Origin of the sequence: Chryseobacterium piperi (assembly GCF_002285635.2) — a bacterium.
In the GTDB taxonomy this organism is placed as follows: domain Bacteria; phylum Bacteroidota; class Bacteroidia; order Flavobacteriales; family Weeksellaceae; genus Chryseobacterium; species Chryseobacterium piperi.
Genome location: NZ_CP023049.2, coordinates 1,725,320 through 1,743,773, shown reverse-complemented (window position 1 = coordinate 1,743,773; position 18,454 = coordinate 1,725,320). Strand labels below are relative to the sequence as shown.

The following is an 18,454-nucleotide window of genomic DNA, read 5'->3' as shown; positions in this document are numbered from 1 at the left end:
CTCAATCTGCATGATCTATGAGATTTTGAGGAAACTCCTTTCCATATTTTTTACATTAAATTCCAGTTCTGTTTCAAAAAAATAAAAATTTTCATTACTTAGTAAAAAATCAAGCTTAAATTTGCATTATATTTTGATACAATTATGGTGAATTTTGTTTTGATAGGGATATGTATCCTGGCGGGAATGGTATTCAAAGCAACAAAATCCATCCACCCCGATGCCCATAAAGGCATCAATACCTGGATTCTTTATCTGGCTCTGCCTGCGGTATCTTTTAAGTACCTGCCGAAAGTTCAATGGACAATGGAAATGCTTTTTCCGATTGTTGCTACTTTTCTTATCGCTGTTTTCAGCTTTATATTTATGTCGTTGTACAGTAAGAAAAAAGGGTATTCAAGGCGCTCGCAAAGTACTATGGAGCTGATTAGCGGCTATAGTAATACTTCCTTTATCGGCTTTCCTTTAATCAGTGCTTTTTATGGAGAAAGTCTTTTAAGTATTGCTATTATATGTGATCAGACCATGTTTTTCAGTCTTTCGACTTTGGGAATTATTGCAGCAGTAAAAGGAGGGAGCAGATCAGGGAAAGTAAGCGCCCACTTTATTTTAAAAAGACTGATCACATTTCCACCGTTAGTAGGATGTATCAGTGCATTGGTGCTTTCTCAATTTATTGATTTTACCGTTGCAGAACCTTTATTTGATAAGCTGGCAGCAACGGTAAGTCCGCTCGCTTTATTTTCTGTTGGATTACAACTGAAATTCAATGGCTGGAAAAAACTGATTCCGCAGATGTCCGTATCCATGCTTTATAAGCTGATATTAGCACCGGCTTTGGTTTTAGGATTGGCACTTTTGGTAGGAATAAAAGGAGATGTTGCAAAGATTACCATTTTTGAGGCTGCAATGCCGACGCTGGTCACTTCTAGTATCATTGCAGAACAGTTTCGTCTGAACACCAAGCTTACCAATTTAACGATAGGTTTCAGTATTCTGGTTGGGTTTTTGACTTCAGCCGTCTGGTATCAGATTACGGAGCTTATTTTTTAGTAGACTTTCTGTAGGAATGGGGATGCCGTAATGGATTAAAAATAAGTTTTGATAAAGAATACGGTAGTGATAACAAAATTAAAAATGACGATTCCCATACGTAATTTCACCGGGTTGAGCTTCTTGGTGAAATGTGCACCATAATAACCTCCTAAAATGGTTGCTACCATCATGGTACAGGTTTCCGGCCAATAGACTTTTCCTGCTGCAATAAATAAGATTACGGCAACCGCATTAGCGATCCCGGTAAAAAGTGTTTTATTGGCATTGATCACTTTAATGTCCGACAATCCGAATAATGCCCATACGGCCATCATCATAATACCAACAGCTCCACCAAAATAACCACCATATATTCCTAGAACAAACTGGGCTCCTAATACCAGCCCCGAACCGATATTAATCTTTTTTCTAAGCCAGTTACCGGCCTGCTTGCCAAATGCGAATGCTAATGAGCCTATCAGTAATAACCATGGAACCACCAATTTAAAGCCGGTAGATGGGGTATAAAGTAGTAATAATCCGCCCGCACATCCGCCTAATAAAGTCAGGATAATCATGGTCGTAATTGAAATATTGGGAAACGGACGAATGTATTCCCTGAATTTCCAGGCACTGGCAAGACTTCCCGGAAATAAGGCAACTGTACTTGATGCGTTAGCCTGGATAGGAGGAACTCCGGCATAAATGAGCGCTGGAAAAGTAATAAATGAACCTCCTCCTGCAGCGGCATTAATAGCCCCGGCTAATAGTCCAATAAAAAATAACAAGATATAATTTTCCATGAACAAGAAATTATAAAGCAAATATAAGTCAGAAAAAAATCAATCGTTAATAAAAATTGCAGTTCTGTAAAGAAAGATTTAATTTTACACTTTAATTAGTTCTCTTGCGATACGTCCAAATTGTTTTACCCTTAAATTTAAAAGGTTCTTTTACGTATAAAGTGCCCGATGAACTTATGCCGGTTATCCGGACAGGAATGAGGGTTCTGGTTCCATTTCGTGGAAAAAAGATTTATACGGGAATTGTTTTTGAAATTCATGACATTGAACCTGAAAATTTTGTCCCAAGGGAAGTGATCAGCATTCTGGATGAGCTCCCGATTCTGCCACAGGAACAAATCAATTTCTGGAACTGGCTTTCCGGGTATTATTTATGCAATCTGGGGGAGATTTATCGTTTTGCATTTCCTTCCTCTTTAAAACTGGAAAGTGAAACTTATTTGAAGCTGAAACCAAATGTAACGGTGGATTTTGAAAATCTGGATGTCAATGAGATGTATCTTATTCAGGCGCTGGAAGTAAGGCAGCTAATTAACCTTACGGACCTTGAAGCATTTATTCCTAAAAAGGATATTATTAAAACCATCAATTCGCTGATTGATCTTCAATATATTGAAATTGACGAAAAGATTGGAGAAAAGTACAAAGCTAAAGAAGTGGCTTATGTCAAGATTAATAACAGTCTTTTAGATAATGAAAGCCTTACGGCAATTCTGGCAAAGCTTAATAAAGCACCTAAACAAAAAGATCTTTTTCTCCTTATACTATCTAAGCAGACAGAAAACCCTGATGCTTTTATAAAAAAATCAGATCTTTTTGAAGACGGGACTTTTGGACATTCTCATTTCAAGCCGCTGGCTGACAAAAATTTTGTTGAAGAATATTATCTTCAAAAAGACCGTCTGGAAAGTTATGAAGGTGAAATTGAAGAAATAGAAGAACTTTCCGAATCTCAGAAAAAAGCGAAAATAGATATTGATGAAGCTTTTGATGAAAAGAAAAATGTCTTGCTTCACGGGATTACTTCGTCAGGAAAGACCCATATCTATTTAGAGAAAATCGAAGAATGTGTGAATGAAGGTAAAAATGTACTTTTTTTACTTCCTGAGATTTCTTTAACCAAGCAGATTACACAGCGATTAGAAAAAAAATACGGCAGAAAACTAGGGTTCTACCATCAAAAACTAACTGATTTTGAAAAGGTGGAAGTTTGGAGAAGAATTAAAAATAATGATATCCAGATTCTTGTAGGAACAAGAAATGCTTTGTTTTTACCTTATCAGAATTTAGGATTGGTTATTGTAGATGAAGAACATGATTCTGCTTATAAAGCAAGAGAAGTATCTCCTTATTTTAATGCAAAAGATTCAGCATTAGTATTTGGCAGTTTTTATGATGCCCGGGTTATTTTGGGTTCTGCGACACCTTCGGTTGAGAGCTACTATCTGGCCCGTAAAGAAAAAATGAAATATATTTTTCTGAATGAAAGATTTGGAAATGTGCAGCTGCCGGAATATGAACTGATCAATTTTAAGGAAGCCCAGGATTCTAAAAAAGTTTCAGGAAACTTCTCTTTGCAGCTTCTCGATGAGATTAAAAGGACGCTTGAAGAAAGAAATCAGGCGATCATTCTTCATAACCGGCGTGGCTATGCCAATGTTCTGGAATGTGAATCTTGCGGTTATGTCAACTACTGCTCCAATTGTGATGTGGTGATGACGTATCACAAATCTGCCAATGAAATGAAGTGCCATTATTGTGGCCAACGTGCTTCTAAACCGAGAACATGTCCGAAATGTCATTCTGAAAATCTTAATGAAAGGGGAGTTGGTGTGGAACAAATTCACGAAGAAGTGTCGAAACTGTTTCCTGATAATGAGGTAGACAGAATGGATGTGGATTCCATGCGAAAGAAATTTGCCTATGAAAAATTATATGAAAAGATAGAGGACCGTGAAACCGATATTGTTGTAGGAACTCAAATGATTTCCAAAGGGCTGGATTTTGATCACATTGAGCTTGTGGCCATTCCTAAGGCCGATTCCTTGTTGTATGTTCAGGATTTCAGAGCTGAAGAAAGAGCATATCAATTGATCACTCAGGTTTCAGGAAGAGCAGGAAGGGTATCCGGAAAAGGAAAGATTTTAATTCAGACTTTTAATCCAGATCATTCTGTCTTCCAGTTGATTAAAATGAATCAGGTCTCAAAAATCTATTATTATTTTCTGAAAGAACGTCAGAAATTCCATTATCCACCCTTCACAAAGCTCATTATGATAGAGCTGAAACACAGGAAAGAAGACAAGGTTAACCGTGCTTCTCAGTTTTTAGGATCTGTATTGAGAAAGTACCTTCCTGAAGAGTGTGTCCTGGGACCTGAAAAGTCTCAGATTGCCCGGATTAATAATCTCTATCAGTTTCAGATTTTATTAAAATTACCACGAGGTAAAAACTATGAAAAGTATAAGAGTATGGTTTTGCTAAGTTTGAAAGATTTTGATGAAATTACTGCTTATCAGAGCATCAAAAAAGACGTTTTTGTCGATTTTTAACAATTTTTAACAAAATTTATAGCCTTTTATAAGACTATAATAGTCTGATTTCTAACAATAATCTCTACTTTTGGTCGTTGATTAAATGTTTGGCGCTCTTATTGAATGATTGTAACCAATCGTTTTTTATGAGACAAACATAAAAACAAATACTAAGATAGATGGTAAATTTCAGAAAATATATTTCAAGTGCAGCGGTATTGGCTTCTGGGTTTTTCCTTGCTCAATCTACCGTTTCTACCGTTCTCTATTCTCAGGCTTACGACAATCAAAGAACCAATTTAAACTTACCTGCTCCAGTAACTTCGGTTGTGGAGAGAACCGTTCTGTCTGCCAAAGAGCTCGTAGATATTAATGTAAACACAATGGTGTCAGATCCCGTGCTTAAAAATGCAACCTGGGGATTTGTAGTGTACGACCCGAAAACAAAGAAAATTATTTCTTCGTATAACGAAAATACGCCTTTGGTTCCGGCTTCTACCACGAAATTATTAACCACAGAAACAGCATTAAACCTGTTAGGGGAAAATTATCGTTGGATGACTCAGCTGGAATATTCAGGAAGTATTGATGAAAATGGAGTTTTAAATGGTAATCTTTATGTTATAGGAAGTGGAGATCCGTCTCTTGGAACCAATAAAGGAGGGGCTTTATCCTATAGAGAAATCATTTCAGACTTCATGAGCGGAATTTCACATGAGGGAATCAAAAAGGTAAATGGTGATATTATTATTCAGACAGCGCTTTTCAAAGGTAATATTTCAAGACTTCCGGAAAATGTTGTGTGGCTAGAAAACAATAATTATTATTTGCCGGTTGGAACCACACGTGAGATCAATCCTGCTAATGAAAAGCTTATCGTAAAGAAAGCAAGTAGTTTTTCAAATGAGAAAAAATATTTTTATGTTTCTCCTTACGCCAATCAAATGGTGTATGCTGAAAAGTATGATGGTGAAGGATTTCTGACCACTAAGCTTCCGGATGCACCTGCGTATCTTGCCAATACTTTAAGAGCAACAATGGTAAAAAACGGAATTGGTGTTACAGGTAAAGTAAGTCCTAAAATGACAGACCCGACACCGGAGAGCAGAAAAATGATCTCTTCTTATAAATCTCCGACATTAGGTGATATTATTTATTACACCAACCAGCACAGTGATAATTCTCTGGCTGAAGCCTTATTGAAAACAGTAGGATTCCAGAAACTGGGAGACCAGACTTCGGAATCAGGCAGGATAGTAGTGACAAGTCACTTAAGAGAAAATGCTTTTGATATCAATGGTCTAAGCTATATGGACGGAAGTGGCCTTTCAAGAAGCAATTCGGTGACTCCGATTTCTCAGGCTAAGTTTTTAACTTCTTTAATGGAAGAAAAGTATTATAAAACTTATTTAACTTCATTACCTGTTGGCGGACAATCGGGAACTTTGAAAAGAATGTTCCTTGGAACTGGAAACGGGCAGATATTTGCTAAAACGGGTACTTTAAATAAAGTAAAAACATTAGCAGGTTATATGAAAACCAATTCGGGAAAAACATTGGTTTTCTCTTTAATGGTAAACAATTACGCAGGATCTGTAGATATGGTGAAGAAAAGAATGGAAAAACTTCTTGAGCCGGCTCTGGATCTTTAAAAGATATTAATTCAATATGTGAAAACCTTTTAATCAATGATTAGAAGGTTTTTTTATCTTTGAGCGTATTATAAAATTTAAAATGAAAAAACTCTATCCGTTAATTTTATGCACTGTTTTATTTGGATCGTTGCATAGTCAAAATCAAAATATTGAAATGAAAGGATTAATAGCAAAAGAGATGAAGTCTTTTATGCAAAAGATGACTGCTCCAAATATCAATCCTAATACATTAAATTATGATTTACAATATCAGCGAATGGATGTCAGTTTAGATCCTGCGGTGTATAATATTTCCGGCTCAGTAACTTCGCATTTTAAGCCGAATCAGACGATGAGCAGTATCTATTTTGATTTGGCTAACAGTCTAACGGTTTCTCAGGTTAAGTATCATGGAGTTAATCTAAATTTTCAGCAATTGGCAACGAAAGAAGTGAAAATTGATTTTCCGGCTTCTATTGCAGCGAATGTCCTTGATTCTTTAACGATACAATATTCGGGGCCACCTGCAATAAATAATAATGCATTTTCTACAGGATCTCAGAACGGAGAGTTTATTCTTTCCACACTAAGTGAACCTTACGGAGCTCAAGACTGGTTTCCTACAAAGCAAAGTTTAAATGATAAAATCGATAGGTTTGATTTTAAAATTACCACACCGAACCAGTATAGTGTAGCTGCCAACGGAAAGCTGATGTCAGAAACTCTTCTTTCCAACAATAAGAAGCTGACTTTCTGGAGAACGATGTATCCTACGAGTGCTTACCTGATAGCTCTTGTGATTACCAATTTTGTTAAACTGAATGACACGATGGGAAATCCGCCTTTTCCCTTTGTGAATTATGTATATCCAACAACAGTAAATAACACGGCTGTTATGTCTAATATCGAATGGACAAAACAGATCATGAATACTTTTGAAACCTATTTTGGAGCTTATCCTTTCCGTAATGAAAAGTATGGCCATATGGAGTTTCAATATGGAGGGGTATGTATGGAACATCAGACCATGTCTTCGATGAGCAGTTGGGGAAAATCGGTTATTGCTCATGAACTGGCTCATCAATGGTTTGGTGATAAGGTAACTTGTGGCGCATGGAACGATATCTGGTTGAATGAAGGATTTGCGACATTTGGAGAGCATCTGGCCAATGAAAAATTACTGATGACCCAGGCTCAGTTTATGAGCTATCTTCAGGATCAGAAAAATTATATTACAAGCTCTCCGGGAGGAAGTACCTATGTTGCTGATGCCAATCTGGGGAATCAGGGAGCAATCTTCAGCGGAAGATTATCTTATGCCAAAGGAGGATATATTGTCAGAATGCTTAAATGGATTTTAGGTGATACTGCCTTTTATCAGGCCATTAAAGAGTATCACTCAAGACCAAATTTAGCCTACAGCTATGCGAAAACAGCAGATTTAAATGCTTCTTTACTACAGTCGACCGGGAAAGATTTCACTGAATTCTTTAATAACTGGGTTTATGGGGAAGGATATCCCACATATGATATCAGGTGGCGGGAATCTTCGAATCAGACCATTACTTTTAAAATTGCTCAAACCCAAAGCCATCCTTCAGTAAGTTTTTATGAAATGCCTTTGCCTATCAAGGTAAACGGTACATCAGGACAGGTGGCATATTTTACGTTGAATAACACCTCAAATAATCAATATTTTGTACAATCAGTACCATTTCCTGTTGTCAGTGTAGAGTTCAATTATGAATATCAAGTGTTGGAAAAGAACTCTACGGTAACAAAAGATACAACCTTAAGCACTGAGGATGTAGAAAAAAATAGCTTTGCATTGTATCCAAGCCCGGCAAAAAATGAATTATATCTGAGAGGGTTAGATAAAACTGCCGATTATACCATTTATTTTACAGATGGAAAATTAGTGAAAGCCGGAATTTATCAGCCGAATTCATCTATCAATATCTCTGAGCTCATTCCGGGAGTATATGTATTCAAAATAAAAGACAGAAATATTAAGTTTGTGAAAGAGTGAATTTTCTGATTTTATAATCATATAGATATATTGTATTCATACAATCCATACAATCCTTAAAAATATTTTTAAATTCCAAAATATAGTTTGAGTTACATTGAAACTCAATTCAAAAGCCTTCATTACGAAGGCTTTTGAATTACTTACTAATCCTTACCATTCCCCTTTTAGCCTTTCTATGTGCTTTCGTGACCTTAAAATGAAACCATTTTTCTTTAAACAGGTTCCGCATGGCATTATCGAAATGCCTGATCATCACAAGATTTTTAAAACCGCGCCATTTTTCAAGCAGACTGGAGGGTAGGGCCCTTATGGATACGGAATATCCTTCTGTTTCGTATTGGATGTAATGCCACCATCCGGAAGGGATATAAAGGGTTTCTCCGGGATGGATAATAGCTTCATAACCCTTTACATATTTTAACGCGGGATACTCATTATAATCCGGTTCTTTGATATTAGCTAAGCTGTGAAAGTTGTAGGGTAATTTGTACATCAGGTCGGATTGTTCCCATGGAAATAGCCATATTTTTTTGATGCCCTGAAACTGGGTGATGAATACGTGTGACATATCAATGTCAATATGATTTCGGGTAATTGATCCTTTACCTCCAAAAAACATAAAAGGAAGCCATTTTAAAATTTTTCCATTGGTGACATCATTGTAATAGAGGTCATTCTTGAGCTCCGGTTTAATGCTTAATAAATTAAAAAGGAAAAGTCTTTGTTCTGTAGGCTGGGTGCTGATAAGATCCAGGTATTCGGAAAAATGAGTGTGAGCGATGGGCTTGCTGGCTACCCGGTCTAGAGATTCCAGATCGCTGCCGTAAATATTGACTTTGTGATTTCCTGCAATCTCTTTAAAATAATCGTAATTCCATTTTTGGAAAGCAGGACTGTTAGGATCTACAAAATCTTCTAATATAACGGGTAGGCGAAGCTTCATATACTGATTCTGGAAATTTCTGGATGATATTTTTCTAACTTTTGGTACTGATGATAGTTTCATTTTCAGAATTTAAAGGACAAATATAAATTATTATCCTACTAAATTAGTAGACTAATCGTTAAAATGAGTTTTTTAATTCAATCTTTTAGATTCATAGTCATAAAAGACTATACTTTACTGCCTTTTTACTAAATTAGCGCATCTAAAAATTTACTAAAATGATCTCTGGAAAATATCTTCAAAACTTACAGAACGAGCTTCAAAGTATCGAAAACGACGGACTTTATAAGAGAGAAAGAATTATTACTTCTCAGCAAAGTGCGGAAATTGAAGCCAACGGCAAAAAGCTGTTAAACTTTTGTGCGAACAATTATTTGGGATTATCAAACAATCCGGAAGTGATGAAAGCTTCTCAGGATATGATTCAATCTCATGGCTACGGAATGTCATCCGTTCGTTTTATCTGTGGAACTCAGGATATTCATAAGGAACTGGAAGCAAAGATCGCTCAATTTTTAGGATTGGAGGATACGATTCTGTATGCAGCATGTTTTGATGCTAACGGAGGAGTTTTCGAGCCATTGTTTACAGAAGATGATGCTATTATTTCGGATGAATTGAATCACGCTTCAATTATTGACGGTGTTCGTCTTTGTAAAGCGGCAAGATACCGTTATAAAAATAACAATATGGAAGATTTGGAGGCTCAGCTGAAAGCGGCTTCTGAAAAAAATCACCGTTTCAAAATCATTGTTACAGATGGGGTTTTCTCTATGGATGGTATTGTTGCTGATCTGAAAGGAGTATGTGATTTAGCAGATAAATATGATGCTCTGGTTATGGTGGATGATTCTCACGCTACTGGTTTCATTGGGAAAACAGGTCGTGGAACGCATGAAGCGAGTGACGTTATGGGTAGAGTAGATATCATTACTTCTACTTTAGGAAAAGCTTTAGGAGGAGCATTGGGAGGATTTACTTCCGGTAAAAAGGAAATCATTGATATGTTGAGACAGCGTTCACGTCCGTACTTATTTTCAAACTCATTGGCTCCGGGAATTGTAGGAGCAGCTTTGAAAGTATTGGATATGATCTCTGATGATACTTCACTTCGTGATCAGGTAATGGAAAATGCGGAATACTTCAGAACAGAGATGAAAGCTAAAGGCTTTGATATTCCTGATGGTGATGCCGCAATCGTTCCGGTAATGCTTTATGATGCACCATTAGCTCAGAAGATGGCGGAAAAACTGATGGATGAAGGAATTTATGTAATTGGTTTCTTCTATCCGGTAGTTCCTAAAGGAAAAGCGAGAATCAGAGTTCAGCTTTCTGCAGCTCATACCAGAGAACAATTGGATAAGGCTATTGCCGCTTTTGAAAAAGTGGGGAAAGAGCTTAATGTGATTTCTTAAAAGAATATCTTACATATATTAAAGAAAATAAGGAATTGAAAGAATTTGGGATTGTTCAGCTATTTTTATAGCTGATGATCCCAAAATCGTTTCAAAGATGAAAATAGATTCCACTATACTATATGAAAAGGTTCATTTTGATTTTGTATTGTGTGTTTTTAGTTTCATGTCAAACTAAAATGAATCAATATGTAAAAGATCAGAATAATACCAATAAGAGAAATGGTAAATGGAAAGAGGAATATTCCTCTAATGAAGGAACTCTTGTTGCTATTGGGAAATATAAAATGGGGGAGAGAAAAGGAATCTGGAAAACTACTTTTGAAGACAAGTTGTATCAGAAAGAACGGATCAGAAAAAATCTCACCAAAACGAAAAGGTATTTTCCCAATGGGAAGATCATGGAGCGAGGGCAGACCCAATTAGATATTTCTGAAAATGAGCGCCATTGGTATTATGTGGGAGACTGGAAATATTATGATGAAAAAGGAAGACTTTTGTATGTGAAAAAATACCATGATGGAAAAAAGATTGACAGCATTTCCTATAAAAAATAGATAAGTTTACCATGCTTTACACAATAATCAAAGCACTGCACATTATTTTTATGGTCAGTTATTTTGCGGGAATTTTTTATCTCGTTAGAATATTTGTTTACTATAAAGATACCGATGAATTTGCTGAAGACAAAAAGAATATCTTAAGAGAGCAATATACTTTTATGGCCAGAAGGCTGTGGAATATTATTACGGTTCCTGCAGGTGTTATTATGACGATTTGCGGATTGGTCATGATCTTTCTGAATACTGGATTAATGAAAACCCCGTGGTTTCATTTGAAGCTGACTTTCCTGGTTTGCCTTGCCATTTACCATTACTGGTGTTGGAAAAAAGTACTTCAACTAAAAGCGCTTAACGGAAATAGATTAGAAACTGCTAATATTAAATTAAGACAGGCGAATGAAATTGCCACGTTTATTTTATTTCTGGTAGTCTTCACGGTTATTTTAAAATCTGCAGTAATTGAATATTGGTGGCAATTAATTACCGGATTTTTCGTTCTTGTATTTTTAATCATGATGACGGTAAAACTCGTCAATAAAAACAAAAAAAGAAATAAATAGAAGAGTGATAAGTTAGGTTGAGACAAGAGCAACTTCGATTAAACGATCAATACCATTCAACTCATAACTAAAAACTCATAATTCATAACTAAAAAACATGCTTGCAATTTTTAAAAAAGAACTTTGGAGTTACTTCGGGAACTGGAGTGCGTGGATCATCATCGAGGCCTTCAGTCTGATAGCGACTCTTTTTTTGTTTTTTTTCGATAATGATTCCAATATCTTTGAGATCGGGATGGCTTCTTTACAGAGCTATTTTGTATTGGTTCCCTGGTTATTGATGTTTATCATTCCTGCACTTTCCATGAAAACATTTGCAGAAGAACAGCAGACCGGAACTTTAAACTGGCTTTTTTCACAACCTTTAAAGGTTTCTGATCTGGTATTAGGAAAGTTTCTTTCCGTTTGGGTGGTCGGGATCCTGTGCCTGATTCCTTCTCTGATTTATCTTTATACAGTGTATGTTCTGGGCGTTCCTGCCGGGAATATTGACTTGGGAATGACATTGGGAAGTTATATAGGGCTGATTATGCTTATTGCAGCTTTTTCCGGGGTTGGAATTTTAGCGTCTTCTCTTTCTCAGAATCAGATTATGGCTTATTTGCTTGGGGTTTTTATGTGTTTCATCATGTATTTCGGGATTGAGCAGCTGGCAAGTTATAAACTATTAGGCGGAGCCGATTTTATTTTACAGAATCTTGGCTTTTATCAGCACTTTCTTGGATTTACAAGAGGACTGATTGACTTTAAAGATGTAGCTTATTTTGTTTTAATCATAAGTGTTTCGTTAGTATTGTCCAACCATTTTATCAATAAAAAGAAGTAGAATTATGAAGAAGATCCCTTTTAAATCTCCATTAGGAATTTTACTGTTTGTAATTCTGCCGTTGGTGATTATCCTCGCAGTTTCCGGAATCAGGTTGGATTTAACCAAAGAAAAAAGATATACCCTTTCAGATAATACCATTAAAGTTCTGGAATCGGTAAAAAAGCCTTTAACCGTTGAGGTTTATCTGGAGGGCGATTTTCCGGCAAGTTTCAAGCAGCTGCAGAGTGAAACAAAATTTATGCTGGAAGAGTTCAGGAAAATCAATCCAAAAATAGATTTTAAATTTATTGATCCCATTAAAACCAAAATGTCTCAGGACACATTGATGGCTATGGGAATGCAGCCTTCGGTTCTTCCGGATGTAAAAGATGGTAAAGTGTCACAGATTGTTTTGTTTCCGTATGCAGTACTGAAGTACAACAAAGGAGGCGCTTCTATTCCGTTGGTTGTACAGCAGGCTAATATCAGTGCAGATGAGCAGCTGACCAGGTCTATTGAAAATTTAGAATACAATCTTGTTTCCAATATCAAAAATATTGCAACCGATAAGAGAAAAAAAATAGGAATTCTGGTGAATCAGGATGAATTGAGTCCTGAACAGTTCCAGGGATTTATGCATCTGGCGTTGGAAAGTTATGATGCAGGACCTATTATTCCTAAAAATCAAACTGAGCTAAGCATAGCCGATGTTCCTTTACTGAAACAAATGAGCGCTTTAGTTATTGCAAAACCAAGAAAAGCATTTACCGATGGAGAAAAGGTAATCCTGGATCAGTATATTATGAATGGCGGGAAAACCTTATGGATGATCGATGCCGTAAATGCTGAAATGGATACTTTGACAAGATCTAAAAAAGTAATGCCTTTCCCTGTAGATATCAATATGACGGATTTCTTCTTCAATTACGGGATCCGGATTAATCCTGCTTTGGTAAAGGATGTAAAGAAATTTGCCTTGCTAAGGCTCGTAACAGGTGAGGTGAGTGGTAATCCACAATATACCAGTCTGCCGTGGCCGTATTTTCCATTGGGAATTGCTGAAAAAGATAATCCGATTACTAAAAATATCAATCCGGTGAAGTTTGAATTTCCGACATCGATTGATACTTTAGGAAGAAAAAATATTAAAACCCAGGTTCTTTTTGAATCAAGCGAAAGAACTTTACTGAAGCAAGTTCCTAACTATGTTGACCTGAAGGAGATTTCAAGTGTTGACAGTCTTGGACAGATGGAAAAACCAAGTACTCCGAAAATCTTTGCGGTAGCCTTAGAAGGTAAATTTACTTCTGCATATGCTTCAAGAATCGAAAGAAAATCTTATCCCGGTTTTAAAGGACAAAGTCCTGAAAATAAAATGATCGTGATCGCAGATGGGGATGTAGGAAGAAATAAAGTAATTAAAGGAGAACCTTTACCATTAGGAGTAGACCTGCTAACCAATGAACAATTCGGAAACGAACAGTTTTTAAGAAATGCTTTAGATTATCTTTTAGATGACAGCAACCTGATGGAATTGAGAAACCGAAATATTGAGGAAAGGTTATTGGACAGACAGAGAATCACCGAAGAAAAAAGCAATTGGCAGTGGTTTAATTTACTGCTTCCGTTGGTAATTATAGGATTACTGGGAGGATTATTCTTCTGGTTAAGGAAAAGGAAATTTAATTGATATAAAAAAGAGAAACTGTGAGGTTTCTCTTTTTATTTTTAATAGATTCATTTCAATTTTTAATTCTGCATTTTGCAAATACAATGCTAGATGATCGGCTTTCTAATTGCCATATTATAAAGGGTGTCAATTTCTGATTTAAATTCTTGAGGTAGTTTTTCGTATTCTATTTGCACTTCTTTAAATATTTTACAAATATTTTTTATCATAACTGCTGTCATTGCTAAAGACTGAATTATATAAAGGAAAAGATTTTTTTGATTATTAGAGTCCTCATATAAATGTTTAGTTTCTTTTAGTTGTAATGATGAAATTCCTTCCGAGTGTGAATATACACTTAATAAATAATAGATATTAGACAAAATGCCATGGTTTCCAAAAGATTCGGTTTTTATAGTTTCCCAGTGCTTAAATAATTTTCCAGACCCTTTTTCTATTAGTGTTTTTTGATGCTTCTCAGAAAGATTCTTAAATGACTCTAGTTTTTGTATTGCGTTTTTAGTGTTTTCAATAGCTAATCTATTTTCCATTACTTTCTCTATAATTAATTCATTTTCACTTGTCATTGTTTTTTCACGATCAATCATTGAAGACATCATCCACGCATAAAACCTTAACATTTTTTCATCTTCATTATCTGTATTAATGAAAAGATGTTGAAACATTAATAAAGTTTCATACTGAGCTCTAATAATTGTCATAATTGAAGAAATATCAAGAAATTTACTTTTGTTTGTAATCCCAAGTTTAGAATTGTGTAAATAAATTCCATCACTTAGCGAAAGAATGCTGCAATTGTGTAAATGAAACTTAATAATTAATTGTTCTGAAAAAATATAATTGTCTGCTAATGGGATTTTTAAATCAGCAAATTTTTGATGAAGAAAAATTAAATTATTCGTTGTATTTTTTAATTTTTTTTCAGCTTCTTTAATATCTTCGTTTTGATAAAAAATTAGAAATTCAAATATACTTTTCATACGAACATTTGTCTAAAGCTGTCGCCTAATATTTAGATTGGTGCATTGCACTAATCTGAACTATAAATTTTTTAAAATTATAAATACTTATAAATAAATATATTTATTTTGATCTCAGCGTCTTATTCTCCTTCTTCAAAGCCTCAATCTGTTCTTTCAAAACCTTAATGTAATCCTGTAAGTTTTCTATGACAGAATCTGGAATATTGAATTGCTGGTTATAGAAGTTTCCGGAATTAGCATGATCGCTAAAAGTTGAATTGTCATTATGTACGACACCTGTTGGTTTTTCTTCCTTAATCTCCTCCACAGGAACATCCAAAGCCGCTGCCAGCTTTTCCCATTCATCATCGTATATTCTGATTTCTCCTCTTTCCTTACGAGAATAATTAGAAGGATCTGTAGCGATAATACCTGCTAGTTTCTCTTGAGAGTATCCTCTTTGCTTTCTTAGATTTCTTAGCTTTTCCATAATGATATTTATCCGTGTTTTGTACAAATATAGAAAAAAATGAGTCAGAATTTTTAAGTTTTCTTTTTAATAGATAGGAAAATAAGGATTTTAATAGAAGAGAAATTTTTAAAGAAGATGGAAAAGTAACGTTCTACTAAAAAAATAAGGGTTTAGATTCCTGCCGGAAACTAAAAGTTCGACGAAGTCAATGACAAAGTTTGTGATTATGACTTGTCATTGACTTCGTCTAATCTTCGATTTCAGTAACGAAGTGGAGGAATCTAAGCATAGTAAAAACTCAAGCTTTATAAACAATAAATTGGCTGATTTTTGACTATTAAAGCAGTAGGATTTAAAATATTTGTGTTTAATCATATAAAATACTAAGTTTAGATTCCTACGGAATGACAAATATTATGGATAGGAGTGTCATTGACTACGTCTAATCTTTGATTTCAGTAATGAAGTGGAGGAATCTAAGCATAGTAAAAACTCAAGCTTTATAAACGATAAATTGGCTGATTTTTGACTGCTAATAAAACAGTAGAATTTAAAATATTTGTGTTTAATTATTATAAAATACTAAGTTTAGATTCTTACGGAAACTGAAAGTTCGACGAAGTTAATGAGAAATATTGTGGATAGGGGTGTCATTGCCTATGCCTAATCTTTGATTTCAGAACACAGACGGTAAGTCTGCGAACGTAGTTCAGGAGCGAAGTAAAGGAATGTAAACAGAGAAGAATGAATTTCATCCAATAATTCAACCACTTCTCGATACAATTTTCTTCGAAAATCACTCGAAGTGACGGATATGTGTCGTCAGTTCGAGTGAAATTATTCGGAGTATAACGGAGAATAATTTTGTATCGAGAACTTACTCCTTACAATCCATTAAAAACTGATGCTTACAGGTGCTGATCATGATTGTTGATAATATTTTAGAAAGATTCCTGTTTATCGTTTTAAAAATCCCTAAAATTGCAGACTGAATTCAAAAGGAGAGAGAGGGTACAATGAAAAGAATGAGGAAAATACTTTTACTGATGTGCATGGTGGCTTCAGGTATATTGCTGTCACAAATCAGGGCGAAGGTCATTGGAGTTAAAGATGGAGATACTATTTTAGTTCTTGATAAAGATAATAAACAGACCACATTGCGTCTCGCAGAGGTAGATTGTCCTGAGAAGGGACAGCCGTTTGGTAAAAATGCCAAACAGTTTACCAGTGATCTGGTATATGGAAAATCTATTCAGTATTACAAAACAAATTCTGATCGATATGGTCGGATAATCGCTAAAGTTTACTTTAATAATGACCGGTATTTATCTGAGGAGATTATAAAGAAAGGTTATGGATGGTGGTATTATCAATATTCTGATAATGAAAATTTAGGGGTACTCGAATCTAAAGCGAGAGCACTTAAATTAGGACTTTGGTCAGCAACTGAAGCTAATATTTCTCCTTGGGAATGGAGAAAAACTAAAAGAGAAGCTTATCAGCAGAAAGCAAAAAATAAACTTTCAACGGCTTCGTCCGGAAAAGCATTAAAATAGTGGAGCGAATAGTTGCTTAATTTTCCTGTAACAGTATTGAATACTGCCTAAAATAAGATCTACAAAGAATACTTCGACAAGAATATACAATATGCCAAGTAGTAATTTGGTTAGTAACTCAAGGATGATAGACATGGGTTATACGTCTTTTATAAAGTCTTCATACTCATAATAAAACCTTTCGAAACCGTCCATCTTTTCTACAAAAAACTCGAAAATTTCGCTCCAGGTATTTTTATTGAAGATGGAGACCTGATGTTTTTCAATCCAGATTTTGCTGATCACTTTTCCGTTTTCCAGCGTGAAGTGTTCATCTTTGTAAAAATCTCCGATATAATCTTTCAGAATGTCTTCTAAAGACCATATTTTTTCGTAATAAGCGTTTCTGTAAATCTCGTCTTTCATTTCTATATCAAGAGAAACTTCCGCTTTTTTGTTATCTGCATAGAATTTAAATGAAAAATCTTTGACCTTGGTATCATACAATATCCATTTTCTTGGAAAAGATTTTCCAAAAGCCGTCCAAAATTCTTTTTTTAATTGCTGTGCTTCCTGTTTACTAAACATAGGACAAACTTAAGAATTTATAGGGAAAAAGGCAAGGAGGTGAGATTGTGGATCGATGATTGGTGAAATTGTAAAATCTCCGAATCTCCGAATCGCAAAATCGCGGAATCGCTGAAAGGCAAAAAGGCAAATTGCATATTGTTTTTGAATCATTTTATTTTTGCTTATCCATATATCTTTTCACAAACTGGCTTTTCCACTGTTTTACATTCTCGCAATTTTACGATCCGGCGATTCAGCCTTTTTGCAATTCAGCCCTTTGGCTTTTCCAGCCATCAAGGATTCAACAATTTTACGATTCGGCGGTTTCGCAATTCCGCCTTTCTGCCCATCAGCAATTTAGCCTTTCATCCTTCCCCCTTTTTACCATTTCACTAAATGTAAAAGTATTTTCTTAAATTTGCTGTAATGCTGTCAAAAAAATCTCAATATGCTTTTAAGGCACTTTCATATCTTGTAGAGAAAAGAAATGAAGGGCCCATACTTATTTCTGAAATTGCGGAACACAAGAAAATTCCGCTGAAATTTTTAGAAAACATTCTGCTTGAATTGAAAAAGTCGAGCATCCTTGATAGTAAAAAAGGAAAGGGTGGAGGTTATTTCTTTAAGGAAGATCCTGCCAACGTGAAGCTGGCGAAAATTATCCGTTTGGTAAACGGGCCTATTGCTATGCTCCCGTGTGTCAGTTTAAATTTTTATGAAAAATGTGAAGATTGTAATGAAGATCACTGTGGATTACACGATGTACTCATTGAAGTTCGGGATGCTTCATTAAGAATTCTGGAAGAAAAAACTTTAATGGATCTGATCGACTGATCTGATCCTTTTTTTTGAATTATTAGTCTACATTTTTGGTAGGGTAATTATTTTATTGGAT

At 35.2% G+C, this 18,454-nt stretch carries 16 protein-coding genes; 11 read left to right on the top strand and 5 right to left on the bottom strand.

What is annotated here, in order from left to right:
- Positions 1-144: 144 nt before the first annotated feature.
- Positions 145-1,053, top strand: a complete 909-nt coding sequence (locus CJF12_RS07635; protein ID WP_034681584.1) for an AEC family transporter — start codon at positions 145-147, stop codon at positions 1,051-1,053.
- Between the two features lie 35 nt (positions 1,054-1,088).
- Here CJF12_RS07635 and CJF12_RS07630 read toward each other — a convergent pair whose 3' ends face one another.
- Positions 1,089-1,838, bottom strand: coding sequence for a sulfite exporter TauE/SafE family protein (locus CJF12_RS07630; RefSeq protein WP_034681583.1), 750 nt, complete (start codon positions 1,836-1,838; stop codon positions 1,089-1,091).
- A gap of 104 nt (positions 1,839-1,942) precedes the next feature.
- On the opposite strand from CJF12_RS07630, the gene priA reads away from it, so the two are divergent.
- The 3 genes from priA (at position 1,943) to CJF12_RS07615 (ending at position 8,035) form a co-directional block, all read left to right on the top strand.
- Positions 1,943-4,390, top strand: coding sequence for a replication restart helicase PriA (priA, locus tag CJF12_RS07625; RefSeq protein ID WP_034681582.1), 2,448 nt, complete (start codon positions 1,943-1,945; stop codon positions 4,388-4,390).
- A 161-nt stretch (positions 4,391-4,551) separates the two neighbouring features.
- On the top strand, positions 4,552-6,024 hold the full coding sequence (dacB, locus tag CJF12_RS07620) for a D-alanyl-D-alanine carboxypeptidase/D-alanyl-D-alanine endopeptidase (RefSeq protein ID WP_051887173.1): 1,473 nt from the start codon (positions 4,552-4,554) through the stop codon (positions 6,022-6,024).
- A 157-nt stretch (positions 6,025-6,181) separates the two neighbouring features.
- Positions 6,182-8,035: a M1 family metallopeptidase gene (locus CJF12_RS07615; RefSeq protein ID WP_228379055.1), complete on the top strand. Its 1,854-nt coding sequence runs from the start codon at positions 6,182-6,184 to the stop codon at positions 8,033-8,035.
- 139 nt (positions 8,036-8,174) lie between these two features.
- Here the strand turns inward: CJF12_RS07615 and CJF12_RS07610 are convergent, their stop codons facing one another.
- Positions 8,175-9,044, bottom strand: coding sequence for a cupin-like domain-containing protein (locus tag CJF12_RS07610; RefSeq protein WP_034681580.1), 870 nt, complete (start codon positions 9,042-9,044; stop codon positions 8,175-8,177).
- A gap of 158 nt (positions 9,045-9,202) precedes the next feature.
- Between CJF12_RS07610 and kbl the strand changes: the two genes are divergently transcribed.
- From kbl to gldG, 5 genes are all read left to right on the top strand, one after another.
- Entirely contained in the window at positions 9,203-10,399 is a 1,197-nt protein-coding gene (gene kbl, locus CJF12_RS07605) for a glycine C-acetyltransferase (protein ID WP_034681578.1), read from the top strand.
- A 179-nt stretch (positions 10,400-10,578) separates the two neighbouring features.
- A complete protein-coding gene (locus tag CJF12_RS07600; protein WP_051887172.1) occupies positions 10,579-10,956 on the top strand; it encodes a hypothetical protein in 378 nt (125 codons plus the stop codon).
- 11 nt (positions 10,957-10,967) lie between these two features.
- Positions 10,968-11,522, top strand: coding sequence for a CopD family protein (locus CJF12_RS07595; RefSeq protein WP_034681576.1), 555 nt, complete (start codon positions 10,968-10,970; stop codon positions 11,520-11,522).
- Between the two features lie 97 nt (positions 11,523-11,619).
- Positions 11,620-12,348 (top strand): ABC transporter permease, encoded by a 729-nt coding sequence (locus tag CJF12_RS07590; RefSeq protein WP_034681574.1) that lies wholly within the window; start codon positions 11,620-11,622, stop codon positions 12,346-12,348.
- A gap of 4 nt (positions 12,349-12,352) precedes the next feature.
- Positions 12,353-14,020: a gliding motility-associated ABC transporter substrate-binding protein GldG gene (gene gldG / locus CJF12_RS07585; protein ID WP_034681572.1), complete on the top strand. Its 1,668-nt coding sequence runs from the start codon at positions 12,353-12,355 to the stop codon at positions 14,018-14,020.
- An 86-nt stretch (positions 14,021-14,106) separates the two neighbouring features.
- On the opposite strand, the gene CJF12_RS07580 is transcribed toward gldG, so the two are convergent.
- The gene (locus CJF12_RS07580) at positions 14,107-15,000 is read right to left on the bottom strand and encodes a hypothetical protein (protein WP_034681571.1); all 894 of its coding nucleotides are present in this window, start codon (positions 14,998-15,000) and stop codon (positions 14,107-14,109) included.
- Between the two features lie 103 nt (positions 15,001-15,103).
- Positions 15,104-15,472, bottom strand: coding sequence for a helix-turn-helix domain-containing protein (locus CJF12_RS07575; protein WP_034681570.1), 369 nt, complete (start codon positions 15,470-15,472; stop codon positions 15,104-15,106).
- Positions 15,473-16,479: 1,007 nt separating this feature from the next.
- On the opposite strand from CJF12_RS07575, the gene CJF12_RS07570 reads away from it, so the two are divergent.
- Positions 16,480-17,010, top strand: coding sequence for a thermonuclease family protein (locus tag CJF12_RS07570; protein WP_034681678.1), 531 nt, complete (start codon positions 16,480-16,482; stop codon positions 17,008-17,010).
- A gap of 138 nt (positions 17,011-17,148) precedes the next feature.
- Here CJF12_RS07570 and CJF12_RS07565 read toward each other — a convergent pair whose 3' ends face one another.
- Positions 17,149-17,577, bottom strand: a complete 429-nt coding sequence (locus CJF12_RS07565) for a DUF4268 domain-containing protein (protein WP_034681568.1) — start codon at positions 17,575-17,577, stop codon at positions 17,149-17,151.
- A gap of 408 nt (positions 17,578-17,985) precedes the next feature.
- Between CJF12_RS07565 and CJF12_RS07560 the strand changes: the two genes are divergently transcribed.
- Positions 17,986-18,393, top strand: a complete 408-nt coding sequence (locus CJF12_RS07560) for an RrF2 family transcriptional regulator (protein ID WP_034681567.1) — start codon at positions 17,986-17,988, stop codon at positions 18,391-18,393.
- Positions 18,394-18,454 lie beyond the last annotated feature (61 nt).